Origin of the sequence: Bartonella sp. MM73XJBT, assembly GCF_028618465.1 — a bacterium.
Lineage (GTDB): Bacteria > Pseudomonadota > Alphaproteobacteria > Rhizobiales > Rhizobiaceae > Bartonella.
Window position 1 is genome coordinate 36,277 of the sequence record NZ_JAQISY010000010.1, and the last position, 24,636, is coordinate 60,912.

The window sequence follows — 24,636 nt, forward strand, 5'->3', positions numbered from 1 at the left end:
AAGGCTTAAATGGTTACGGTTGTTGATAGAGTTACGAATAGACGTTTGCGTCATCCTGAGAAGGCACATCGTCCGGATACAAACATTCAAAAAAAACCGGATTGGATTCGTGTAAAAGCGCCAACGTCACAGATCTATAAGGAAACGCATGGTATTGTCCGTGCTTATAAATTAGTAACCGTATGTGAAGAAGCAGGTTGTCCAAATATTGGGGAATGTTGGAGCCAGCGTCATGCCAGCTTTATGATTTTGGGTGAAATATGTACACGGGCATGTGCGTTTTGCAATGTTGCAACAGGTATTCCACTTACTGTTGATGAGAACGAGCCAGAACGTGTAGCAGATGCTGTTGCACGGATGGAATTAAAACACGTTGTTATTACATCGGTTGATCGTGATGATCTTGCTGATGGTGGTGCTGAGCATTTTGCGAAAGTAATTTATGCGATTCGTCGAAAAGCTCCTAAGACAACAATTGAAGTCCTCACACCTGATTTTCGCCATAAGGATGGAGCTTTGGAAATTGTTGTTGCTGCTAAACCTGATGTTTTTAATCATAATTTAGAAACGGTTCCTTCTAAATATTTAAAGGTTCGCCCAGGAGCACGTTATTTTCATTCGATTCGTCTCTTACAACGCGTAAAAGAACTTGACCCGACAATCTTTACAAAATCAGGAATTATGGTTGGACTTGGGGAGGAGAGAAATGAAATTCTTCAATTGATGGATGATTTACGCTCTGCAGATGTTGACTTTATGACAATTGGGCAATATTTGCAGCCTACACGAAAGCATCATCCGGTTATTCGTTTTGTGACTCCTGAAGAATTTGAGTCTTTTGCCAAAATTGGTAAAGTCAAGGGTTTTTTACATATGGCTTCTAATCCTCTGACCCGTTCATCGCATCATGCGGGCGATGATTTTGCGATTTTGCAAAAGGCGCGTGATGAAAAATTTGCCTTACAGAGATAGTTATGCCAACTTTTACAACACATCGGCAGATTGCCCATAGTGCGAGTGAGATGTTTAATCTTGTTTCAGATATTGAACGTTATCCTGAATTTTTACCGATGTGTGAGGCTTTAATAGTTCGCTCTCGCAAAGAATGTGAAGAAAAGACATTGCTTCTTGCTGACATGATCGTTGGTTATAAGGTTATTCGAGAAATTTTCACGACCCAAGTATTTCTTCAACCGAAAAAAAATCTCATAGAGGTTAAATATATTGATGGTCCATTCAAATATCTTGAAAATCGTTGGGCTTTTCATGCTATTGAGAATAGCAATTCGTGTAATGTAGAATTTTTTATTGATTATGAATTTAAAAGCAAAATGCTTAAGCTGGTCATGGGCTCAATGTTTGATATTGCTTTTCACAAATTTACCGATGCTTTTGAAATGCGTGCGCATCAAATCTATGGACCTCCTGTCACATAATGTATTGAGTTGGCGTTTTTGTATGATACCTATTGTAAGTTATATACGGTAGTCGTGGTAATATAAAATCTGGAAATCAGATAGAGAGAGCTTCATTGGAGAGACTTCAAAAGCATTTTCAAAGCATTTTCAACGGTTGCATAACGAATAGCCTTGCGATCAAGCTTACCAAAGCGCATTTCTCTGTGTAAGGTTTTGTGATTTTTGTAAGCAACAGCCAAATGCACAAGCCCCACAGGTTTATCGAGAGATGCTCCTCCTGGTCCTGCAATTCCTGTTACAGCAACGGCAATTCCAGCATATGAATGTTTTAATCCACCCTCTGCCATTGCAAGAGCAACTTCTTTTGAAACGGCACCATAGGTTTTTATAAGTTCAGCACACACGCCAACAAGGCGTGTTTTAGCTTCATTTGAATAAACAACGAATCCACAATCGAGTACATCGGATGATCCTGCAATATTGGTGAGACTTGCAGCAATGAGCCCTCCAGTGCAAGACTCGATAGTTGCTAAACGCAAACCTTTTTGGCGACAAGCTACAAGAACTTCATGTGCTTGTTTTTCACAAAAATATGTCATTTTGGAACTTCTCCTGGATAAAGGACGCTCACTGTTACAAAAGCAGCAATACCTTCACCACGACCAATAAATCCAAGCTTTTCATTTGTTGTTGCTTTGATGGAGATTCGATCAGGTGAAATTGTGAGCATATTCATAAGATTTTCTACCATTGCATGACGATAGGGGCCAATTTTAGGTTCTTCGGCAATCAAAGTGATATCAACATTAGCAATACGACCACTTGCTTGTTTCACAATATCAAGAGCATGACAGAGAAAAATTTCTGAAGATACCCCTTTCCATTGAGGATCAGAGGGGGGAAAATAGGTACCGATATCTCCTGCTCCTTGCGTTGCAAGAAGAGCATCTGTTAATGCATGAAGAGCGACATCAGCATCGGAGTGCCCATTTAATTTTTTATGAAAAGGAATTTTTACGCCGCATAATACAAGAAAAGTTCCTTCCTCGAATGCGTGAACATCATAGCCATTGCCAGTACGGATATCAGGGAATATTTGCATTTTTTTCTGGAGATAGAAATGTGCAGTATCAAAATCTTCGTGCCATGTAATTTTTATGTTGTGAGGATCGCCAGGAACAGTACGCATAGGAATCCCAAACCATTCGGCGATTGCAGAATCATCAGTGAATTCTTTTTTTCCTGCTTGTCTTGCTTTTTCATGGGCCGTTAAGATGTCTTTGAAGGGAAAACATTGGGGTGTTTGTGCACTATAAAGGTGGCTGCGTGGAATTGTTTCTACAACAGAATGTGCACTATTAACACGTTTAAGGGTATCAGAGACAGCAAGAACGGGAAGAACACCTTCTTGGTGGGTGAGGTTGGTATGGATTTTATCGAGGAGTTGTTTTTCTATAAAGGGGCGTGCACCATCATGAATATGCACATATTGGGGTTTTATTTTTTTGAGTGCATGAAGCCCACGTAAGGTGGATATCTGACGTGTAGCACCTCCTTCAACGATGATGAGCTGTTCTTTAAAATCAGCAATAGCTTGTGCACAGATTTGATGATCTTCAGGATGAATAACGAGGATAAGTGTTGTAATAGCTGGATGCAGTAAAAAACAACGCACCGTATGACAAATAACCGGCTCTTGTCCAAGAATCCGGTATTGTTTTGGAATTTCTTGTGGAGTTCCTACTCTTTTACCGCGTCCAGCGGCTAATATGACTGCTGCGATAGAAATATTCAATCTCCTTTTTATGATTTTAGTTTATTGTTTTATGATCATCAGTTTTAAATTGTTTTTGAAAAGTTGGGCGTTTTAAATCCGCAAGAGATATGACTGACAATACATCAAAAAAAGCGTTTAATGCTTTTTGAAGGGCAGTGTTTAAACCACAAAAATCGATCAATGGACAATGAGTTTCTGTCGTATCAAAACATTCTGCCATAGAAAAATTATCTTCTGTTACTTTTACAACATCAGCCACTGAAATTTCTTCTGCGGGCTTAGCCAATTTAACACCACCATTGCGTCCACGCACTGTTTGTACAAAACCTGCTTCAACAAGTGGTTGAAGGATCTTAAATAAAAAAAGCTCAGAAACAGCATAGGCTTTTGCAATTTCTGGAATACGACTGAGAGATCCTTGATTATCTGCACAATACATGAGCATTCGGAGTGCATAATTTGTCTGTTTGGTTAACCGCATTTCATTTCCTCTGTAAACTATCACCGGACGCATTTTATTTTAAAGATATTTTGAAAATGTAGAAGTTTCTTTTCTTTTTGATAAATTGGCTCTCTATTTTAAATGCGGTACTGGACTTGTCAATTTTTGTTACAAGAGGTTATATGAGAACAATGGGATAAGGGTATATAAGCGCATCATGAATACAACATCTATAACAAATCTCCAAGAGGCAGATCATAATACTTATAACGATGAGTTGTATCGCTTAAGTAAGGTGTATATCTTTTTAGGTATCACAATTATTGTCTTGGCTTTGCTCACAGCGTCTGTTTCATTCATCATTCTTATTGGATTAACGCCTGTTGTTCCCAGTAGAGGTGTAACTCTCATTCTTATAGGAATTAATAGTGTCTGGGTTTTAGGGCTTGTGATCATTGTTTTTTATGAGATGATCCCTATCATTCGTGCGTGGCGCTCGAGGCGTGCAGGTTCTCGTCTTCATGTGCGCCTTATTTCGTTGTTTGCACTTGTTGCAACCATGCCAGCTGTCGCTGTAGCTCTTGTATCTGGTCCTGCACTGAATCTAGGACTTGATAGATGGTTTGATACGACAACACGGCAAATTGTTGGTTCTTCTATCGATTTAGCGAACGCATATGCGGATGAAATGCTACAAAATTTGAAAAATTTGTCCTATGCGATGGCCTTTGCCCTTGATAATAAAAAGCTTTTAGAGCGTAATCCAGCTGAATATAGGATGCAATTAACGCGTCATGCTATAGGACGTAATCTACGTGGTGCATTTTTGTTAAGTTCGAGCGGAACTGTTTTTATATCGAGTAATCTTGGGGATGAAGATAAACTCCCAATTCCCCCCTCCAATCTTATTGAGCGTGCAACGAGTGCAAAACCTTTTTCTTTTCAACCAGGAGTTCATGATTATTTTGGTATTATTTTAAAATTTACCAATATTCCAAACACATTTTTGTATTTAGTGCGCGATGTTGATAAAGAAGTTTTATCTGCTTTACGTTTGACGGAAGTCAATACAGATCGTTATCGTGATTTAAATGAAAATCGCCTGTTAACACAAATTGCATTTGGTATGCTTTATCTGTGTCTTTTTTTTAGTTTATTCTTATCAGCCATTTGGGCGGGAATTGCTGTTGCTGATCGTTTGGTACGTCCTATACGCCTTCTTATTAGTGCTGCTGATGATGTAGCTTCTGGGAATATGGAAGTTTTTGTACCAGTGCGTGCAAAAGATGGGGATATTGGGCAGTTATCAAAAACGTTTAATTACATGGTTAGTGAATTGAAAAGTCGGCGCAATGAGTTGATTGCAGTTCGCGACCAAATCGATGAGAGACGGCGTTTTTCTGAAGCTGTTTTATCTGGTGTAACAGCAGGGGTGGCTGGTATTGATGATAATGGCGATATTACAATTATCAATCGGTCTATGGAAACAATGTTCGACATTCGTTCTGAGCAGGTTATTGGCCACAGCCTTTTATCATTAAGTGCTGAAATTTGGCAGGTTTTTCAACTTGCACGTTCGCTAGAACGTAAGAATCATCGTGAACAAGTAACTTTAAGCGTGGCAGGACAAGAACGCGTTTATAATGTACAAATTACCATGGAAGAAGACGACGGACAGGGGCAATCTTGGGTTCTCACTATTGATGATATTACAGATCTTGTTGCAGCACAACGGACATCGGCGTGGGCAGATATTGCACGTCGTATTGCGCACGAAATTAAAAATCCACTTACTCCGATTCAATTATCGGCTGAACGTATTCGTAAACGTTACAACAAAGTTATTACACAAGATAAAGAGGTTTTTGAGCGATGTATTGATACGATTATTCGCCAAGTTGGAGATATTGGGCGTATGGTTGATGAATTTTCTTCTTTTGCGCGTATGCCCAAACCGCAAATGAATGTTTTAGATATACGCGAATTACTGCGTGAAGCATGTTTCTTGATAGAAGTTACGCGACATGATATTCATTTTGAGCAAGATTTAGGAAGTACACCACTTGTGGGTGCATTTGATAATCGTCTTATTGTGCAGGCTTTTTGCAATGTTATTAAAAATGCGAGCGAATCTATAGATTCGGTTATAAGAGAGGAAACTATTCACGGTCATATTCTTATACGTTCTTATTGTAAGAAAGGATGTGTGGTTGTGGATGTTATTGATAACGGTAAAGGGCTTCCTAAAGAGCAAAGGCAAAAGTTATTAGAACCTTATATCACAACGCGGGAAAAGGGAACAGGACTTGGGTTAGCTATTGTGCGCAAAGTTATTGAAGATCATGGTGGTTCTATGGAGTTGCATGATGCGCCGAAGAGTTTTTATGAAGGTCGTGGTGCAATGATCCGTTTGATGTTTCCCTCATATGGGGCTAAGCAGGGTAGTCTTGCACAAGTTACAAGTAATAAGATAGGGGAATAGAATGGTGTCAGATATCTTAATTGTTGATGATGAAGCAGATATTCGTGAGCTTGTTTCTGGTATTTTGGATGATGAAGGTTATGAAACACGTGTTGCTTGTAACTCTGATGAAGCTTTAGCACAAATTAGTGAGCGTATTCCAAAGCTTATTTTTTTAGATATTTGGTTGCAAGGAAGTCGTCTTGATGGTTTAACGCTGCTTGATGAAATTAAAACGCGATACCCTGCTCTTCCAGTGGTTATGATTTCAGGTCATGGTAATATTGAGACAGCTGTTTCTGCTATAAAACGGGGAGCATATGACTTCATTGAAAAACCATTTAAAGCTGATCGGCTTGTTTTGGTTGCGGAACGAACTCTTGAAAACTCAAGTTTAAAACGTGAGCTTTTAGAATTACGAAAACGCTCGAATGAGACATTAGAACTTCTTGGAACATCGAGTGTTGTAAAAAATTTGCGCCAAATCATAGAAAAAGTAGCACCAACCAACAGTCGTATCATGATTACGGGTCCCTCAGGCGCAGGAAAAGAGATGGTTGCACGTGCTATTCACGCACTTTCAACGCGTTCGAATGGTCCATTTGTTACCATAAATGCTGCAACAATTACTCCTGAAAGAATGGAAATAGAATTGTTTGGCAGTGAAATGGAGGGAGGAGAGCGTAAAATTGGTGCCTTAGAGGAAGCTCATGGTGGAATATTATATCTTGATGAAATTGCGGACATGCCACGTGAAACTCAGGGGAAGATTCTTCGGGTTTTAACGGGGCAGACATTTGAGAGGGTTGGAGGCACAAAACGTGTTAGAGTGGATGTTCGTATCATTTCTTCAACGGCACAAAATCTAGAAAACCTCATATCAGATGGGCGTTTTAGGGAGGATCTCTTTCACCGTCTTTCTGTTGTTCCTATTACAGTTCCACCATTGGCAGCGCGTCGTGAAGACATCCCAGAACTTGTGCGTCATTTTGTTAAAACAATATCACAGCAGGTTGGGATTAAGCCGCGTGAGATTAGTGATGATGTGATAGCTATTTTACAAACGCATGCTTGGCCAGGTAATGTGCGGCAATTACGCAATAATATTGAGCGCCTTCTCATTCTTGTACGTGATGGTGAAGGTCCAATAACAGCGGAGTTTCTTCCTAGTGAAGTGAGTGATTCTTTGCCACGTATTCAAATGGATGCAGATGAGAGTATAATGGATTTACCATTGCGTGAAGCACGGGAATTGTTTGAAAAGAGGTATCTGGTCGCGCAGATTGGGCGTTTGGGTGGAAATATATCACGTACAGCTGAGTTTATAGGTATGGAGCGTTCAGCTTTGCATCGCAAACTTAAAGCGCTTGGAGTTTCGTAAGGTTATGCGTGTTATTATTTGTGGTGCAGGGCAGGTTGGTTACGGAATAGCAGAGCGTCTTGCTGCTGAAAATCACGATGTCACTGTTATTGATATTGAAACAAGATTGATTGAAAAAATTCGCGATACGTTAGATGTAAGAGGTTTTGTTGGTCATGGCTCACGACCTGAGGTTCTTTTGGCTGCTGATGCAGACAAAGCAGATATGTTGATTGCCGTAACTTTATTTGATGAGGTGAATATGGTTGCTTGCCAAGTGGCACATTCCTTATTTAATGTTCCAACGAAAATAGCGCGTATCCGTTCACAATCTTATTTAGAACCACGCTATAAAACACTTTTTTCTAGAGAGAATATTCCCATTGATGTGGTTATTTCGCCCGAAGTTGAAGTTGGAGAAATGGTTCTACGTCGTATTGCTCTGCCTGGTGCAATAGATGTTCTTTACTTTTGTAATGATGATATTGTTGCATTGGCTTTGGAATGTATGGAAGATTGTCCAGTTATTAATACGCCTTTGCGTCAGTTAACGGAGCTTTTTCCAGATCTTCGCACGACAGTAACGGCTATTAAGCGTGGTGCAGAATTATTGATTGCGCATTCAGAGACGCAATTGCGTGTTGGCGATATAACCTATATCGTTGTTGCTCGTGATCAAATGCGTCGTGCGGTTGGTCTTTTTGGTCATAAAGAACAAGATACTCATCGCATGATTATTGCAGGAGGTGGTCACATTGGTCTTTATGTTGCTCAGGCTATTGAAAAGCGTCTTCATAAATTAAGATTGAAAATTATAGAATCAGATAGAGAAAGAGCGCTTACAATTGCGGATCAACTTGAAAAAACAACGGTTTTATATGGTAACGTATTGGATCCTGTGATTCTTCAAGACGCGAAAATTGAACAAGCCGATTTAATGATTACATTAACTAATCAGGATCAGGTTAATCTTTTAAGTGCTATTATTGCTAAAAGATTAGGATGCAAGGCCAATATGGTGTTGATCAATAATGTTGCTTACCAAGAGTTTAGCCGTGCAGTTGGTGTGGATGCCTATCTTAATCCACATAGTGTTACCATATCGAGAGTTTTGCAACAAATGCGTCGTGGTCGTATTCGTGCGGTTCATTCAGTTTTTAATGGACAGGCAGAAATTATTGAGGCTGAAGTAATGCAAACCTCTTCATTGGTTGGTAAGTCATTGTCGGAATTAAATTTATCAAATGGTTTGAGAATTGGTGCTATTTATCGCAATAAGACAATCATACAGCTTTCAGCGGAAACACGTATTTTATCTGGTGATCGGATAGTGATTTTTGCTCTTGTTGAGTGTGTTCGCGATGTGGAACAGCTCTTTCGTGTCAGTTTAGAATATTTTTAATCTATTGCCTATGGATATTTGCACTTTTTGGTATAGAGGACAATTGAGATTGGTGGATAGACTTTGTTTGTCTTCAATGGTCAAAACTGGGCAACGCGTTAAGCTTTTTAGTTATGATAAAAAAATAGATAATCTCCCTGCTGGTGTTGAATTATGTGCAGCAGAATCAATTCTACCACGTTCAGCAATTTATCGCCTTGATCCCAATTTTTCGGATGATAAACCAGGGTGTACAATTGTTCAGTTTTCGGATTTTTTTCGTATTATGCTGATGAAATATCAGCAAGGTGTTTGGTTAGATACAGACGTTTACCTCGTGAAACAATTTCATCCAGATGCGAATAAAGTTTGGCTTGCCAGAGAAAATGCTGTAAGAGTAGGTGTTTCTGCACTTTATTTTCCTCCCTATAACCCTATTATAAAAGTGTTTGAAGATTATTGGGCAGGCACAGAAATGGTTCCGCATTGGCTTGGATTTAAACGTCGTGTTTGGAAACCATTTTGGTTGAAGAGGAGAAAAATGCCGATTTTGCCAGGAAATCTTGGAGTGACAATATTTGGTAATGATGGGATTTCACGATTAGCCAAACGATATGGTTTTTTTCATGAAGCAAAGGAAAAAGAAACCTTTTATTATTGGACAGGGAGAAAAACTGAATATATCTTTGATCCAACTTTTGGCGTTGAACCTCTTGTAAATCCACGTGTGATAGGGTTTCATATTCACAGAAAGATGAAGACTACTCAAAAACCTCAAGAAGGGAGTTTTTATCATTGGGCAGTGTCTCGTATTCCTAATGCAGATGAATTTTTCAGTTAGAGTTATTATTGCTATTTTAACCACTAGGATTTTAATCTTTCTTGAAGAGCATTGATTATGGCTTGCTTAACAGAGTAATGTTAGCCTATGGAGAAAATATTGAATGCGTAAAGAGCGATTGTTATATGAACGGAAAGTGAAAATATGAGTGATCCAATGAAAACAGCATTAAGCCTTGTGCCTATGGTTATTGAACAAACTAATCGTGGTGAGCGGGCCTATGATATTTTTTCCCGTCTTTTAAAAGAGCGAATTATTTTTATTAATGGTCCCGTTGAAGATGGTATGGCGATGCTTGTTTGTGCACAATTACTTTTTTTGGAAGCGGAAAATCCTAAGAAGGAAATTAGTCTTTATATTAATTCGCCTGGTGGCGTCGTAACATCTGGTATGGCAATTTATGATACTATGCAGTTTATTCGCCCTCCTGTTTCTACACTTTGTATGGGGCAAGCTGCCTCTATGGGGTCGTTACTTTTAACAGCTGGAGCAAAAGGTCATCGTTTTACATTACCCAATGCACGGATTATGGTGCATCAACCCTCTGGTGGTTTTCAAGGTCAGGCTTCAGATATTGAACGACATGCGCAAGATATTATAAAGATGAAACGGCGTTTAAATGAAATTTATGTTCAGCATACAGGCCAAGATTATGAGGTTATTGAAAGAACTCTTGATCGTGATCATTTTATGACAGCAGAAGAGGCCAAGCAATTTGGCTTAGTTGACGATGTTATACAATATCGTGCAGAAACCGAAAAAGATGAAAAAGATTAAGAGTTTTTATAGAAAAAAGAACTACTTTAAAGAGAGAGCTTTGTAAAAGTATCGCGAAAATAAGAAAAAACATTTAAAGATATTGTGACACGCAGGTTTTTATATGTCTTATAATTTTCTTTATGAAAGACTTCTTTTGAAAAAACGAAGTATTTATATATCGTGGTGAAAGGAAAGAAAAATGAGCAAAATTGGCAATAGTGGGAACGAATCAAAAAATACTCTCTATTGCTCATTCTGCGGCAAAAGTCAGCATGAGGTGCGTAAGCTCATCGCAGGGCCTACAGTATTCATTTGTGATGAATGTGTAGAGCTTTGTATGGATATCATTCGTGAAGAAAATAAATCTTCTGGGATTAAGGCACGTGATGGTGTTCCTACTCCACAAGAGATTATAAAGGTTCTTGATGACTACGTTATTGGTCAGCAACATGCGAAGCGTGTTCTTTCTGTTGCTGTTCATAATCATTATAAGCGACTTGCGCATCAGTCTAAGAGCAATGATATTGAGTTAGCAAAATCGAATATTCTCCTCGTTGGTCCAACAGGCTGTGGTAAAACTTATCTCGCACAAACATTAGCCCGTATTATCGATGTGCCTTTTACCATGGCCGATGCTACTACTTTGACTGAAGCAGGCTATGTGGGTGAAGATGTTGAAAATATTATTCTAAAGCTTCTTCAAGCTGCAGACTATAATGTTGAACGTGCACAGCGTGGCATTGTTTATATTGATGAAGTCGATAAGATTTCTCGTAAAGCTGAGAATCCTTCTATTACAAGGGATGTTTCGGGGGAAGGTGTTCAACAGGCGTTGTTAAAAATTATGGAAGGAACGATTGCTTCAGTTCCTCCTCAAGGTGGGCGTAAGCATCCGCAACAAGAGTTTCTTCAAGTGGATACAACAAATATTTTGTTCATTTGTGGAGGAGCTTTTGCTGGCCTGGAACGGATTATTTCAGGACGTGGTGACAAAACGTCTATTGGTTTTTCTGCTACCGTTAAAGCACCTGATGAGCGTTGTGTTGGTGAGATTTTTCGTGATTTAGAGCCTGAAGATCTTATAAAGTTTGGTTTAATACCAGAATTTATTGGTCGTCTTCCTATTGTTGCTACCTTAGAAGATTTAGATGTCAACGCTCTTGTTCAAATTTTATCACAGCCTAAAAATGCGTTGGTGAAACAATATCAACGTCTTTTTGAGATGGAAAATGTTGAATTAGCATTTCATGAAGATGCGTTACGGATGATTGCGAAGAAGGCGATTGACCGTAAAACCGGTGCGCGTGGTTTACGTTCTATTATGGAGAAGATACTTCTTGAGACAATGTTTGAGTTACCAGCTCTTGAAGGTGTTCAAAAAGTGCTCATTTCGAGTGACGTAGTTGATGGGAAAGCACGTCCTCTTTATATTTATTCAGAGTGTGCAGAAGATAAAGAAAATGTATCGGCATGACGTTGTGTGATATGAGAAGTGGTCATGAACACAATTTTAGGATGATGTTTCTAGATATTGTAGTGATAATGCTTGATTTATACGTTCCCAGTTACCACTTCATGTATTGTGGAAAGCTAAAGTTTTTCAAAGGATGGGCTTGTGTAGTGGATAGATCATAGGCTCCAGAAAGGAGAATTATGCAATATATTGATGAAAAGACAGATGAAATAAGAGAAGGGTTTTACGCTGTTTTGCCTCTTCGTGATATTGTTGTCTTCCCACATATGATTGTTCCGCTTTTTGTGGGCCGAGAAAAATCAATTCGTGCTCTTGAAGAAACGATGGCGGTTGATAAACCGATACTATTGGTTACACAAAAAAATGCTTCTGATGATGATCCAAAATCAGAAGATATTTATGATATTGGTACCTTTGCTAATATTCTTCAACTTTTAAAGCTTCCTGATGGAACGGTAAAAGTTTTGGTTGAAGGCACAGCACGTGCAAAAATTAGTCAATTTGCTTTGAGTGAAGATTATCATCAGGCCTTTGCAACTGTTACAGAGGAGCCTAGAGAGAATGATGTTGAGATTGAAGCTCTTTCAAGATCAGTGATTGCGTATTTTGAAAATTATGTAAAACTGAATAAAAAAATTTCTCCTGAAGTTGTCAATGCTATTGGCCAGATTGATAATCCTTCTAAGCTTGCCGATACGATTGCCTCTCATTTGATGATAAAACTTTCAGAAAAGCAAAAAATATTAGAGCTATTACCTGTGCGCGACCGCCTTGAACGTGTTCTTTCTTTTATGGAAGGGGAAATTTCTGTTTTGCAGGTTGAAAAGCGTATTCGTTCGCATGTGAAACGGCAAATGGAAAAAAACCAACGGGAGTATTATCTCAATGAGCAGATGAAGGCTATTCAGAAAGAGTTAGGAGCAGGTGATGATAGTCGAGACGAACTCTCTGAATTAGAAGAACGCATCAAAAAGACAAAACTCTCTAAGGAAGCGCACGAAAAAGCTGGGACCGAACTCAGAAAATTACGCAATATGTCTCCGATGTCTGCGGAGGCAACAGTTGTACGTAATTATCTTGATTGGTTATTAGCAATGCCTTGGGGTAAAAAGTCAAAAATTAAGAATAATTTAGACTTTGCTGAAAAGGTTATGAATAATGAGCATTTTGGTCTTGAAAAAGTGAAAGAACGCATTGTTGAATATTTAGCAGTGCAAAGCCGAGCATCAAAAATAAAAGGACCCATTATTTGTTTACTAGGTCCTCCAGGTGTAGGGAAAACGTCACTAGCGCGCTCTATTGCAAAAGCAACGGGGCGTGAATATGTTCGTATTTCATTAGGAGGAGTGCGAGATGAAGCAGAAATTCGTGGACATCGCCGGACATATATTGGCTCTATGCCTGGGAAAATTATTCAGTCTATGAAAAAAGCTAAAAAATCTAATCCACTCTTCTTGCTTGATGAAATTGATAAAATGGGACAGGATTTTCGTGGGGATCCTTCGTCAGCTTTGTTAGAAGTACTTGATCCTGAACAAAATGGTACATTTATTGATCACTATTTGGAAGTTGAATATGATCTTTCTGACGTCATGTTTATAACAACTGCCAATACACTTAATATTCCAGGGCCGTTAATGGATCGCATGGAAATTATCCGTATTGCGGGCTATACAGAATGTGAAAAAATGGAGATTGTTAAGCAGCATCTTTTACCAAAAGCATTAAAAGATCACTGTTTATCTAAAAAAGAGTTTAGTGTATCGGATGGTGCAATAAAGTCGATTATTCAGTTTTATACACGTGAAGCAGGGGTTCGTAATCTTGAGCGTGAATTAATGAAGGTAGCACGTAAATCCGTTACAAAAATTCTTAAAACGCATCAAAAATCTGTAAAGATTACAGAAGATAATATTGATGATTTCTTGGGTGTTAAGCGTTATCACTATAACCAGATTGAAGGAGAAAATCAGATTGGTATTGTTACTGGGCTTGCTTGGACAGAGGTTGGTGGAGAGCTATTAACCATTGAAGGGGTGATGATGTCGGGTAAAGGCAAGATGACTGTAACGGGGAATTTGCGTGATATCATGAAAGAATCAATTTCAGCAGCAGCATCTTATGTGCGTTTTCGTGCAGTTGATTTTGGTATTGAACCTCCACTTTTTGATAAACGCGATATCCATGTTCATGTTCCTGAGGGTGCTACACCAAAGGATGGTCCATCAGCTGGGATTGCAATGGTCACAGCAATTGTTTCAGTCCTCACAGGGATAGCAGTACATAAAGATATTGCAATGACTGGTGAAATTACTTTGCGTGGGCGTGTTTTACCGATTGGCGGATTGAAAGAAAAATTACTCGCAGCTCTTCGAGGAGGTATAAAAAAAGTACTTATTCCTGAAGAAAATGCCAAAGATTTGATTGATATTCCTGATGATGTCAAAAATAATATGGAGATTATTCCGGTAAATCATGTGAGTGAAGTTTTGAAATATGCTTTAGTCCGTTTTCCTGAACCTATTGAATGGACAGAGCCTTCCACAGTACCTGTTCCCGTTAGATCAGAGAGCGAGAGTGAAGGAATACAAATTGCACACTGATTCATTTACCTCATTTACAACGGTATTTTCAAAGCAGCAGAAGGTATTTGGGGGGTGTTTTTCTCTTTATTTTGAAAAAAAGTAAAAAAATCCGTGAATAACTGTGATTATTGCTAAAAAAACAATATTTTGGATAAAAATAAGGCTTCTGTTTGCTGTACTTTTCAATAAACTGATCGATGACACGGTTAAGTTGTGTCATCCGGTAATATAGGGAAAGGAAATGTTTTATGAATAAAAGTGAATTGGTTAGCTCAGTTGCTGAAAAAGCAGGAGTTTCAAAAGCACAAGCAGGTTCTGTTATCGATGCTTTTATCGCTTCTGTAACCGAAGCTTTGGCTTCAGGGGGAGATGTTCGTATTCCGGGCTTTGGTTCTTTTGAAGTTTCTCATCGTGCAGCGACAAAGGGGCGTAATCCTTCCACTGGTGCTGAAATTAATATTCCAGCACGTTCTGTACCTAAGTTTTCTGCAGGAAAAAGCCTAAAAGAAGCTGTTAATAAAAAATAATTTGAATGATACTAAAGGGAACCTGATTTATTTATAAGCAGGTTTTCTTTAGAATTTTTCTGTCCTTTCTTTTTACGTAAAGAATTACATCACGTGTCTGCTTTAAAGAGCGTGTTTAAAGAAATGTCTTTTAAGTCATCTATGTTTATTTTACGACGTTTGTAAATGATATAACGTGAAGTTCTCTTGGGGGGCTAGCGTATTTATACTTATGGGCACCATCAATGTATTTATTTGCACCCAGATAGCCTTTGCATTTGAGAGTGTTATAACAGGCATTTTATTCCTTATCTTTGAAGAGCTTGTATTGACACGCTAAATCTCGCTTGTGATGTGCAAGTGAAGAGTTTTGATTGATTTAATATAATATAAGCAAATCCGAAATGAGAGAGTCTTAGGATATCTTGCTTTCTCATTCAGTATCTAGAACAACGAATTATCTCTATAAATCAATATGTCGCTTTTTGAAGGGCTTTTTTTAAAGTTTGGCATAAAGTATGATGTGCCTAAAATATCTTTCTTTACATACTTTCAATAAAATATTTGGCTGTGGAGATTTGTGTAAATTGTAAGGATTATTTTCGTTTTGTTATGCGAGTATGTTACAGTGTGTTCGTATAGTAAAGTGATCAAAAAGCCATTATTGCGTAGTATCTATATGTTCGATATCGTTTATAACTGTAGCATGTTTCATGTCGTTATAGACTTCAACTGATTGAGATATTTTGTGTTTTTTACGGTAGTAAAGGTTTTCGTTTATATAAAAATATCTTTAAAAACTCTGACAATAAAAGAAGCATGTTGCTTATTCGTTGCAGCAGATGAGTTTCATAAAAGCACTTTAGGATGATTTGTCTACGAGAATCCGAGGTCCACTCAGTTTTTTTTTAACAGGCTGGAAGCATAAGAGTATATTTTTATAATAAGGGATTATTTTTTCTCTGCTAACCATTGAGTACAATCATTTAAGGCTCTAGCAGTGAGTGCTTGTTTTTTTGCTAATTTTTTTTCTTTGCCTACCAAACGTTTTTCTAAGTGCTTAAGAGTATCGATAGGGGGAAAAAGTCCAAAATTGATATTCATAGGTTGAAAGGATTGCCTTTCTGTTTCTTCTGCTACAATGTGCCCACCGGTAATATGATTCAAAAGAGCTCCCAATGCTGTGGTTAATGGCGGCAGATAAGGGCTGTTATGGTGATATTCAGCAGCGGCAAAACGCCCAGCAAGAAGCCCTATTGCAGATGATTCTACATAACCTTCACATCCGGTGATTTGCCCCGCAAAACGCAGCTGTGGCCTTTGTTTTAAGCGAAGGGTTTGATCAAGAATGATAGGTGAATTAAGATAAGTATTACGGTGAAGTCCACCAAGACGTGCAAACTCTGCTTTTTCAAGACCGGGGATCATTCTAAAAATGCGAATTTGTTCACTATATTTCAGTTTTGTTTGAAAGCCGACCATATTATAAAGGGTTCCAAGCTTGTTATCTTGGCGTAATTGGACGACAGCATAAGGTTTAACTGCGGGATTATGGGCATTGGTTAATCCCATAGGCTTCATGGGGCCATGTCTAAGAGTTTCAAGTCCACGTTCAGCCATAACTTCAATCGGCAAACATCCATCAAAATAGGGTGTTTTTTCAAAGTCGCGGAATTCTGTTTTTTCAGCATTGTTTAAGGCTTCAACGAATACTTCATATTGCTCTTTATTAAGGGGGCAGTTAAGGTAGTCCCTCCCTGTTCCTTCAGGTCCGATTTTATCATAGCGTGACTGATACCAACAAATATCCAAATCGATACTATCAGTATAGATAATGGGTGCGATGGCGTCAAAAAAAGAAAGCGCTTCTACTCCGGTTATGGTTTGTATTGCCCGCGCCAGTGCTGGTGAGGTAAGGGGGCCAGTTGCAATAATAATATGCTGCCAATCTTCAGGAAAGTCTTTAATTTCCTCACGGTCTATTGTTATAAGAGGATGATTTTCGAGTGCTGACGTAACGTTTTTTGAAAATTCATCACGGTCAACGGCAAGAGCGCTTCCTGCTGGTACTTTATTGGCATCTGCAGCCTTCATAATCAGAGATTTTGCTAATCGCATTTCGCTATGAAGAAGCCCTACAGCATTTGTGGAGGAATCATCAGAACGAAATGAATTTGAGCAGACCAGTTCGGCAAGCTGATCGGTTTTATGGGCAGCAGTTTTTTTTTGCGGCCGCATTTCATGCAAAATAACGGGGATTCCTGATTGAGCGATTTGCCAACTTGCTTCACTGCCTGCAAGACCACCACCGATAACATGGATTGGAGTATTGAATGTCTTTAACATAACCTGCTTTTAGCGAAAGTCACTCTGTATGAAAAGGGTAGATTTTGTTTCTGCAATTTATTAAGAATGATGTGTATTGAGATTTTTAAATATATTTATTTGCTTTTTTTCTTGAATTAATGGTATAGAAACGCCGCTTATATAAGGTTACTGGCTTGTAAGTTTGAGCGGATGTGGCGAAATTGGTAGACGCACCAGATTTAGGTTCTGGCGGGAAACCGTGGGGGTTCGAGTCCCTCCATCCGCACCAAAGGAATTTTTTGAGCACTATAGGTATCTATGTGTCTAGAATTCCGCTTCATGTTGATTTAACACTCAAGTGTTAGAATGTGGTTGTTATCAGAGAGGATTTATTCCTTTCCTTAAGAAGAATGAAGGTTGTTTAATGCAGGTTACCGAGACGCTTAATGAAGGACTGAAGCGCGAAATTAAGATCGTGGTTCCGGCGAGAGATTTAGAAGAAAAATTAAATGAACGGTTGGATCATACCAAGGATAAAATCAAGCTTAATGGTTTTCGTCCCGGTAAGGTGCCTGCTGGATACCTACGGAAGATGTATGGTAAGTCTTTTATGGCGGAAATTCTCAATGAGATTGTTAGCGATGCGCCCCGTTCTATTTTAGCTGATCGTGGTGAACGTTCGGCGATGCAGCCACAAATTGATATGGATGAAGATGAAAAAATTCTTGATGGTACAGCTGATTTTGTTTTTAGTTTAAAATATGAAGTTTTGCCAAAGTTTGAAATTAAGGGCTTTGAGCATATTGAAATTACTCGTGAAATCGCAATTATTCCTGAACAAGAGATTGATGATCAAGTGAAACGTGTGCTTTCTTCTACACGTAATTATTCACCAAAAGATGGTGTTGCTGAAGAAGGAGATCGTGTTACAATAGATTATCTTGGTAAGCTCAAGGGAGTTCCATTTGAAGGTGGAGCAGATAATGATGCACAATTGATTCTGGGATCAAAGCAATTTATTCCTGGTTTTGAGGAGCAATTGGTTGGTGTAAAAGCAGGCGATACGAAAACAATTTCTGTGAAATTTCCTGAAAATTACAGTGCAGTACATTTAGCTGGTAAGGATGCGGAATTTGATATCACCGTTAAAGCAGTTTCCCAATCGGATGAATTAAAAATTGATGATGAAGCAGCACAAAAGGTTGGTTTAGAATCTTTGGAACGTTTGCGTGAAGTTGTTCGTGGGCAAATTGAAAGCCAATATGGTTCAATGACACGTCAAAAAGTTAAGCGTCAGATTCTGGATGCTTTAGATGCTGATTATGATTTTGAGATTCCTGAAGGACTTTTAGAAATTGAATTTAACAATATATGGGCTCAAGTTAATGACGATTTAAAAAAGGCTGGACGCAGTTTCGAAGATGAAGGTGTGACAGAGGAGCAAGCACGAGAGGAATATCGTGTGCTTGCACAGCGTCGTGTTCGTCTTGGTTTGGTACTTTCTGAAATTGGTATGAATGTTGGTGTTAATGTAAGTGAAGATGAATTAAAAGCGGCAGTTTTTGACCAAGTTCGTCAATATCCTGGACAAGAAAAAGAAATTATGGATTTTTTCCGTAATACTCCAGAAGCTGTTGCAAATCTGCGCGCCCCAATTTTTGAAGAAAAAGTTATTGATCATTTGCTGGCAAGGATAAGAGTCATAGATAAAGAAGTAACAGTTGAAGAGCTGATGAAGGAATATGATGAGTTAGATTTAACTGAAAAAAAGCCGACAAAGAAAAAAACTGCGGTGAAAGAAAAAGCTGTAGAAAAAGCTTCAGCTAAGAAAAAGGCACCTAAAAAGAGTTAACATTTTGCGAACAGAACAAGCCCGATAAAATCGGGCTTTTTTATAAGATTTCTATTCTAGACTTGCACTTGATATGGTTTTAGATTAGCCATCAGATATATTTGAAAAATATTGATAATGGATGAGCAATGAGCATCGTTGATACGCGCACTCCTGATTCTAAACGTTTTATTTCTGGAGTTACAGGTAATTGGGAAGTTATCATTGGCATGGAAGTTCATGCGCAAATTATTTCAGATTCAAAACTTTTTTCAGGTGCATCAACCAAATTTGGTGCAGAGCCAAACAATCATGTATCACTTATTGATGCTGCTATGCCTGGTATGTTGCCTGTTCTTAATCAGGAATGTGTTCGTCAAGCAGTTCGAACAGGTTTAGGATTAAGGGCGCATATTAATTTGAAATCTGTTTTTGATCGTAAGAATTACTTTTATCCAGATTTACCACAAGGGTATCAAATTTCACAATTTCGTTATCCGATTGTAGGTGAGGGAAAGATTATCATATCTGTTGGTCCAGATTCACATGGTCAGTTTGAAGATGTTGAAATTGGGATTGAACGGTTGCACCTTGAACAAGATGCAGGAAAGTCGATGCATGATCAGCATCCAACGATGTCTTTTGTAGATCTTAACCGTGCTGGTGTTGCTCTTATGGAGATTGTCTCTAAACCAGATATGCGCTCAGCAGATGAGGCCAAGTCCTATATGACAAAATTGCGCACGATTGTTCGTTATTTAGGAACGTGCGATGGTAATATGGATGAAGGGTCTATGCGTGCAGATGTTAATGTGTCTGTTCGTCGTCCTGGTGAAAGTTTTGGAACACGCTGTGAGATAAAAAATGTGAATTCTATCCGCTTTATTGGCCAAGCAATTGAGTATGAAGCACGTCGTCAAATTGCCATTTTAGAAGATGGTGGTGTCATAGACCAAGAAACGCGACTTTTTGATGCAACGAAAGGTGAGACGCGATCTATGCGTTCAAAGGAAGAAGCGCATGACTATCGTTATTTTCCTGATCCTGATCTTTTACCGTTAGAATTTGATCAAGCGTTTGTGGATTCTTTGGCAGCTGAGTTGCCTGAATTGCCTGATGATATAAAAGCACGTTTTATCAAGGTGATGGGATTGACCGCATATGATGCCTCTATTCTTGTCACAGAAAAGTCCATTGCTGATTATTTTGAAAAAGTAGCTCATGGGCGTGATGCAAAAACCGTTGCAAATTGGGTGATTAATGATCTTTTAGGTGCTTTAAATAAAGATAATCGTGAGATAAACGAGACGCCAATATCACCAGATCAACTGGGACGCATTATTGATCTTATTAAAGAAGGAACGATTTCTGGAAAAATTGCTAAAGATCTTTTTGAAATTATTTGGCATGAAGGTGGTGATCCGCGTCAGATTGTGGAAGAACGCAATATGAAGCAGGTGACAGATACAAAGGCTATAGAGAGAGCTGTAGATGAAATTATTGCCAATAATGCTGATAAAGTTGCGCAAGCGAAACAAAAACCTGCTTTAGCTGGTTGGTTTGTTGGCCAAGTTATGAAAACAACAGGTGGGAAGGCAAATCCTCAAACTGTTAATGAGTTGGTTAAAATGAAACTTGGTATAGATTAAGTTTTATGGGGCTAGAAGAGAGCCCGTAAATATGATACCTTTATAGTTAAGGGATGTGAATTCACTTATCGAATGGAGTTATCTAGTAATTTTAAGTGTTATGACAAGTTAATCCCATAAATATACTAAAAATGGACGAGAAGATGGCTATTTTTTTGAAGCAGATCTTTACATGGTGGAGTGGTAATACCATAAACACACGCTTTTTCACGTGGCGCAAAGGTAAGCGGGTAGGCGAAGATCAGTTTGGGAATGTTTATTATGAGGGGGGAATGCATAAGGATGGTTATCCGCGCCGTTGGGTTATTTATAAAGATTATTCTGAAGCGTCTACCATTCCACCAGGGTGGCATGGTTGGATTCATCATCGTTGTGCGTGTCCACCAACACAGGAGAATTATCGTCCATATGAGTGGGAAAAGCCTCATGTTGCCAATATGACAGGGTCAAGTGAAGCTTATCGTCCAAAGGGAGCTATTCCTTACAATGGTGAGCGCCTTTGTGTGCGTGAAGATTATGATGCGTGGTCGCCTAAAAAATAAGATGTTTTGGTAGGTGTGTATTTTTCTTATTTGCACTATTTTATGAAGAGAATTTTTTAGATGTGATTGATTTGATGTGATGAGATTTTTTTTACGGTTGGGATTGAGGCGTTTTTTTTGTTGTTTTTTCATGGGCGTTGTTGTGGTCTTTTCCACAATTTGTCGAGTAGAGGCAGAACGTATGAGCAATGGCATTGCTGTTTTTGCTGGTCTTGATAAAATTACTGGACAGACGACACGTTTTGAAGTTTCTCTTGGTGAAGTTTATCAATACGGTGCTTTGCAAGTAACGCCACGAGCATGTTATACGAGTTCCAAAGACGAGCCTACTCGTACAACTGGTTTTATTGAAGTTAATGAGATCTCCTTAGATAAAAAGGTACGACGTATTTTTACAGGATGGATGTTTGCAGATAGTCCTGGCTTAAATGCTGTAGAACATCCTATCTATGATGTTTGGTTAAAAGACTGTAAACAGAATTCTCAGAATCTTTCCATTCAATGATCTTTTGTATATATGATATATTGAAGGTTTTGTTTGTTTTATAATCTTATCTTAAAACAATTAAATGTAATTTTAAAGACGAGAATGGTTAGATTCTCAAAGATGGGGGATGTGTTTTAAAGGCAGACCACCTATTTTGTAACTATGACAGTTTTTGTAAAATATGCCTTGTCAAATAGTTAAACTATAAAGCATCATTCTTCTTCAGAGAAAACATACATGAATGTATGGGATTTTTCTATGGAAATAGAGCCTTTTTATTTTGAGTGAATCAAATATTAAACAGATGAATAATAAAAATGATTTCCATTTGGGTTGAGTATAATGCAGTGACTTTGTGGATGGTATTTTCAACATTCATTTTTTCAAAATACTTTGTAAAAGACACAAGCGTTTTTATACAGAAATATCTGTATGTTAGATGTAGTAGAAAAATAAAGTTAATTTTTTAAATGCCCTATTATAAAAATTAATACATTTATCTTGTACAAAGGACGATCAATTTACCAGAGAGTATGGGCTTTTATACAATGAGAGATAGTAATCACCAATATAACGATATATCATTTTTTGCAAAACAGCCGAAAGAACCATTATTGAATATCCCATTTATTATAGTTGTTTTGATTGCATTTTGTTTTTGTATCTATGTTGTTCCTCAGTATTTTTTTTCTCGCTCACTCTATATTGAAAGCCTTGAGCTTTTTTCATTCACACCAGTGTTCTTTAAGGCTGAACCACTAGCATTTTGCCATACGATGATGAGTTATTCATTCATGCATGGTAGTTTTCAACATGTTGCTATGAATATGGCTTGGCTTTTGGTTTTGGGCACCCCTTTAGTAAGACATTTGGGTAGTTTACGTTTTTTAATATTTTGGATATTAACAGCGATTATAGCCGTATTGACTTATTTTGCATTTCACCAAGAGAGTGAAATATCACTGGTTGGGGCATCGGGTGCAGTATGTGGAATGATGGGTGCTTTTGTACGTTACGATTTTTTTCGAAATTCTTTGAGGGGTAGTATGCAGAATAAAAGATTTTTAAGTCCTTTATTGTCTATAAAAAAAGCTTTGTGTTCAAAAAGGGTACTTGTTTTTGTCAGTATATGGTTAAGTGTTGATTTTATCATAGGCATTTCCTCTATTCTCTTTAAAGAAGATGGTGTTAAAATCGCATGGGAAGCGCATATTGGCGGTTTTTTTTCAGGTTTTTTGTTGATTGGTTTTTTTGATACTTCGTGGAAAAGATTAAAAACTACGATCTAAGATATTTATGAGCTGCGTAAAGCGCTATTGTTGCAGCGTTTGAAACATTTAATGATTTAATATTCCCAGGCATATCAAGGCGTGTTAACGCGCAGACGGTTTCACGTGTTTTTTTGCGTAAACCTTTTCCCTCTGCGCCTAAAATAAGAGCAATTTTTTCCCCAGTTAATGCAGTTTCTAGAGAATATTCACCTTCGGAATCAAGACCAAAGCTGATAAATCCTGCATTATGGAGTTCTTGAATCGCTTCGGCGAGGTTTCCTACGGAGATATAGTGAATGAGCTCTAAAGCTCCAGAGGCGGCTTTAGCAAGAACACCACTTTCTTGGGGGGAGTGGCGACAAGTTGTGATAAGTGCACCAGCTTTAAAGGCAACTGCAGAGCGCATAATAGCACCAACATTATGGGGATCGGTAATTTGATCCATTACAACGACAAGATCGGTATTGGTTAATTCAGACAATTGACATGGTTTGAGGGGCATAGTTTCTACAACAACACCTTGATGAACTGCATCACTTCCTACGAGGGTATCGAGTTGTTTGGGGGTGTATAATGTAACAGGACAAGGTAATTGTGATTCGGGTATATTTAATCGTTTTAAGGCATTAGCTGTAGCATAGAGAGAGCTAAAAACTCTTTTTGGATTTTTTAAAGCGGATTGAACAGCGTGGATACCATAAAGACGAATTGTTCCTTGTTGCAAGGGAGCCGCTTCCTTTTTGGGGCGTATGGTAGATCGAGAAGAGAAGCCCTTTGCATCGCGATATTGGCGACGTAAACGAGCATAATGAGAATTTTTCGATATTTTTTGTTTCATAGCTTCTTTATAGCGTTTTAAGGAGAAAAATAGATAGAAAAAAGTTGTGATTTAAAAATTATTAGCAGGAAATTTGTACAGAATTGTATTTATTCTGTTGACAGAGACGTTCGTAATCGTCATAACCGCCCCGCAACCTATTTGAATTGAATGGTGTCAAATTTTGGTTGTCGTGATGTCTTATCGCGCAACTTGCCGATGGAATGGAGGGGTGCCCGAGTGGTTAAAGGGGGCGGACTGTAAATCCGTTGCGTATGCTACGTTGGTTCGAATCCAACCCCCTCCACCATTCATCGAAGGAGAGTTGGTATGTTGTAGGTTATGCGGGTATAGCTCAATGGTAGAGCAGCAGCCTTCCAAGCTGAATACGCGGGTTCGATTCCCGCTACCCGCTCCAAACAGTTGCTAATGATGAGGCTCGTGAGTATAATAGAAATATCCTCTCGATCATAAGTGGGTTGGGTTATTCATCTTGGGAGTTGTAATGGTTGGGCTGAGATAGTAATCCGGTTTACTTCAGTTCTACAGGACTGTTTTTAGGTGCAATAAAACAAGAGAACAGAACAAGAGATTAATAACGATGGCAAAGAGCAAGTTTGAACGCACGAAACCGCATGTTAATATAGGAACGATTGGTCACGTTGATCATGGGAAGACCTCGTTGACAGCAGCGATTACGAAATATTTTGGTGAATTTAAAGCCTATG

General features: G+C 38.5%; 22 protein-coding genes and 3 tRNA genes. 19 read left to right on the top strand and 6 right to left on the bottom strand.

Annotated elements, in window-relative coordinates; translation table 11 throughout:
* Positions 1–9 precede the first annotated feature (9 nt).
* Together lipA and PVV69_RS05040 are read left to right on the top strand one after the other, a co-directional pair.
* Positions 10–972: a lipoyl synthase gene (gene lipA / locus PVV69_RS05035; RefSeq protein ID WP_273756704.1), complete on the top strand. Its 963-nt coding sequence runs from the start codon at positions 10–12 to the stop codon at positions 970–972.
* Between the two features lie 2 nt (positions 973–974).
* Entirely contained in the window at positions 975–1,436 is a 462-nt protein-coding gene (locus PVV69_RS05040; RefSeq protein ID WP_273756705.1) for a type II toxin-antitoxin system RatA family toxin, read from the top strand.
* 92 nt (positions 1,437–1,528) lie between these two features.
* On the opposite strand, the gene PVV69_RS05045 is transcribed toward PVV69_RS05040, so the two are convergent.
* From PVV69_RS05045 to rirA, 3 genes are read right to left on the bottom strand one after another with little or no spacing between them, the layout of a single operon-like run.
* The gene (locus PVV69_RS05045; RefSeq protein ID WP_273756706.1) at positions 1,529–2,017 is read right to left on the bottom strand and encodes a CinA family protein; all 489 of its coding nucleotides are present in this window, start codon (positions 2,015–2,017) and stop codon (positions 1,529–1,531) included.
* Positions 2,014–3,213: a bifunctional 2-C-methyl-D-erythritol 4-phosphate cytidylyltransferase/2-C-methyl-D-erythritol 2,4-cyclodiphosphate synthase gene (locus PVV69_RS05050; RefSeq protein WP_273756707.1), complete on the bottom strand. Its 1,200-nt coding sequence runs from the start codon at positions 3,211–3,213 to the stop codon at positions 2,014–2,016. The genes PVV69_RS05045 and PVV69_RS05050 overlap by 4 nt, the downstream gene beginning before the upstream one ends.
* 16 nt (positions 3,214–3,229) lie before the next feature.
* Entirely contained in the window at positions 3,230–3,676 is a 447-nt protein-coding gene (gene rirA / locus PVV69_RS05055; RefSeq protein WP_273756708.1) for an iron-responsive transcriptional regulator RirA, read from the bottom strand.
* Between the two features lie 178 nt (positions 3,677–3,854).
* Here rirA and PVV69_RS05060 point away from each other — a divergent pair, with 178 nt between their 5' ends.
* From PVV69_RS05060 to PVV69_RS05095, 8 genes are all read left to right on the top strand, one after another.
* Positions 3,855–6,119, top strand: a complete 2,265-nt coding sequence (locus PVV69_RS05060; RefSeq protein WP_273756709.1) for a PAS domain-containing sensor histidine kinase — start codon at positions 3,855–3,857, stop codon at positions 6,117–6,119.
* Position 6,120: 1 nt separating this feature from the next.
* Complete coding sequence (locus PVV69_RS05065; protein WP_273720836.1) at positions 6,121–7,479, top strand: sigma-54 dependent transcriptional regulator; 1,359 nt, start codon at positions 6,121–6,123, stop codon at positions 7,477–7,479.
* Between the two features lie 4 nt (positions 7,480–7,483).
* Positions 7,484–8,860 carry a Trk system potassium transporter TrkA gene (gene trkA, locus PVV69_RS05070; RefSeq protein WP_273720837.1) on the top strand — a complete coding sequence of 459 codons (1,377 nt, stop codon included), beginning with the start codon at positions 7,484–7,486 and terminating at the stop codon, positions 8,858–8,860.
* Between the two features lie 10 nt (positions 8,861–8,870).
* Positions 8,871–9,680: a hypothetical protein gene (locus PVV69_RS05075; protein WP_273756710.1), complete on the top strand. Its 810-nt coding sequence runs from the start codon at positions 8,871–8,873 to the stop codon at positions 9,678–9,680.
* A 144-nt stretch (positions 9,681–9,824) separates the two neighbouring features.
* On the top strand, positions 9,825–10,457 hold the full coding sequence (gene clpP / locus PVV69_RS05080; protein WP_273720839.1) for an ATP-dependent Clp endopeptidase proteolytic subunit ClpP: 633 nt from the start codon (positions 9,825–9,827) through the stop codon (positions 10,455–10,457).
* Positions 10,458–10,638: 181 nt separating this feature from the next.
* Positions 10,639–11,913 carry an ATP-dependent Clp protease ATP-binding subunit ClpX gene (gene clpX / locus PVV69_RS05085; protein ID WP_273720840.1) on the top strand — a complete coding sequence of 425 codons (1,275 nt, stop codon included), beginning with the start codon at positions 10,639–10,641 and terminating at the stop codon, positions 11,911–11,913.
* Positions 11,914–12,092: 179 nt separating this feature from the next.
* Positions 12,093–14,516 (top strand): endopeptidase La, encoded by a 2,424-nt coding sequence (gene lon / locus PVV69_RS05090; protein WP_273720841.1) that lies wholly within the window; start codon positions 12,093–12,095, stop codon positions 14,514–14,516.
* A gap of 230 nt (positions 14,517–14,746) precedes the next feature.
* Positions 14,747–15,025: an HU family DNA-binding protein gene (locus tag PVV69_RS05095; RefSeq protein WP_273720842.1), complete on the top strand. Its 279-nt coding sequence runs from the start codon at positions 14,747–14,749 to the stop codon at positions 15,023–15,025.
* 930 nt (positions 15,026–15,955) lie between these two features.
* On the opposite strand, the gene trmFO is transcribed toward PVV69_RS05095, so the two are convergent.
* A complete protein-coding gene (trmFO, locus tag PVV69_RS05100; protein WP_273756711.1) occupies positions 15,956–17,350 on the bottom strand; it encodes a methylenetetrahydrofolate--tRNA-(uracil(54)-C(5))-methyltransferase (FADH(2)-oxidizing) TrmFO in 1,395 nt (464 codons plus the stop codon).
* Between the two features lie 167 nt (positions 17,351–17,517).
* Between trmFO and PVV69_RS05105 the strand changes: the two genes are divergently transcribed.
* Positions 17,518–17,600 (top strand) — tRNA-Leu (locus PVV69_RS05105).
* Between the two features lie 135 nt (positions 17,601–17,735).
* A complete protein-coding gene (gene tig / locus PVV69_RS05110; protein ID WP_273756712.1) occupies positions 17,736–19,163 on the top strand; it encodes a trigger factor in 1,428 nt (475 codons plus the stop codon).
* A gap of 56 nt (positions 19,164–19,219) precedes the next feature.
* Here the strand turns inward: tig and PVV69_RS10045 are convergent, their stop codons facing one another.
* Positions 19,220–19,354: a hypothetical protein gene (locus PVV69_RS10045; protein ID WP_404978371.1), complete on the bottom strand. Its 135-nt coding sequence runs from the start codon at positions 19,352–19,354 to the stop codon at positions 19,220–19,222.
* Here PVV69_RS10045 and gatB point away from each other — a divergent pair.
* The 4 genes from gatB to PVV69_RS05130 all read left to right on the top strand — a co-directional run bounded on the left by gatB (position 19,292) and on the right by PVV69_RS05130 (position 23,109).
* Positions 19,292–20,791: an Asp-tRNA(Asn)/Glu-tRNA(Gln) amidotransferase subunit GatB gene (gene gatB, locus PVV69_RS05115; RefSeq protein ID WP_273756713.1), complete on the top strand. Its 1,500-nt coding sequence runs from the start codon at positions 19,292–19,294 to the stop codon at positions 20,789–20,791. The genes PVV69_RS10045 and gatB overlap by 63 nt on opposite strands.
* Before the next feature lie 143 nt (positions 20,792–20,934).
* Positions 20,935–21,333, top strand: a complete 399-nt coding sequence (locus PVV69_RS05120; protein ID WP_273756714.1) for an NADH:ubiquinone oxidoreductase subunit NDUFA12 — start codon at positions 20,935–20,937, stop codon at positions 21,331–21,333.
* A gap of 79 nt (positions 21,334–21,412) precedes the next feature.
* Positions 21,413–21,838, top strand: coding sequence for a DUF2155 domain-containing protein (locus tag PVV69_RS05125; protein ID WP_273720850.1), 426 nt, complete (start codon positions 21,413–21,415; stop codon positions 21,836–21,838).
* Between the two features lie 530 nt (positions 21,839–22,368).
* A complete protein-coding gene (locus tag PVV69_RS05130) occupies positions 22,369–23,109 on the top strand; it encodes a rhomboid family intramembrane serine protease (RefSeq protein ID WP_273756715.1) in 741 nt (246 codons plus the stop codon).
* Here the strand turns inward: PVV69_RS05130 and PVV69_RS05135 are convergent.
* Positions 23,099–23,929 carry an RNA methyltransferase gene (locus PVV69_RS05135; RefSeq protein WP_273756716.1) on the bottom strand — a complete coding sequence of 277 codons (831 nt, stop codon included), beginning with the start codon at positions 23,927–23,929 and terminating at the stop codon, positions 23,099–23,101. The genes PVV69_RS05130 and PVV69_RS05135 overlap by 11 nt on opposite strands.
* Positions 23,930–24,134: 205 nt before the next feature.
* Between PVV69_RS05135 and PVV69_RS05140 the strand changes: the two genes are divergently transcribed.
* From PVV69_RS05140 to PVV69_RS05150, 3 genes are all read left to right on the top strand, one after another.
* Positions 24,135–24,218: transfer RNA gene (locus tag PVV69_RS05140), tRNA-Tyr, on the top strand.
* Positions 24,219–24,252: 34 nt separating this feature from the next.
* Positions 24,253–24,326 (top strand) — tRNA-Gly (locus PVV69_RS05145).
* Between the two features lie 183 nt (positions 24,327–24,509).
* The coding region (locus PVV69_RS05150) for a GTP-binding protein (protein ID WP_234924853.1) at positions 24,510–24,636 on the top strand (127 nt) is incomplete at its 3' end.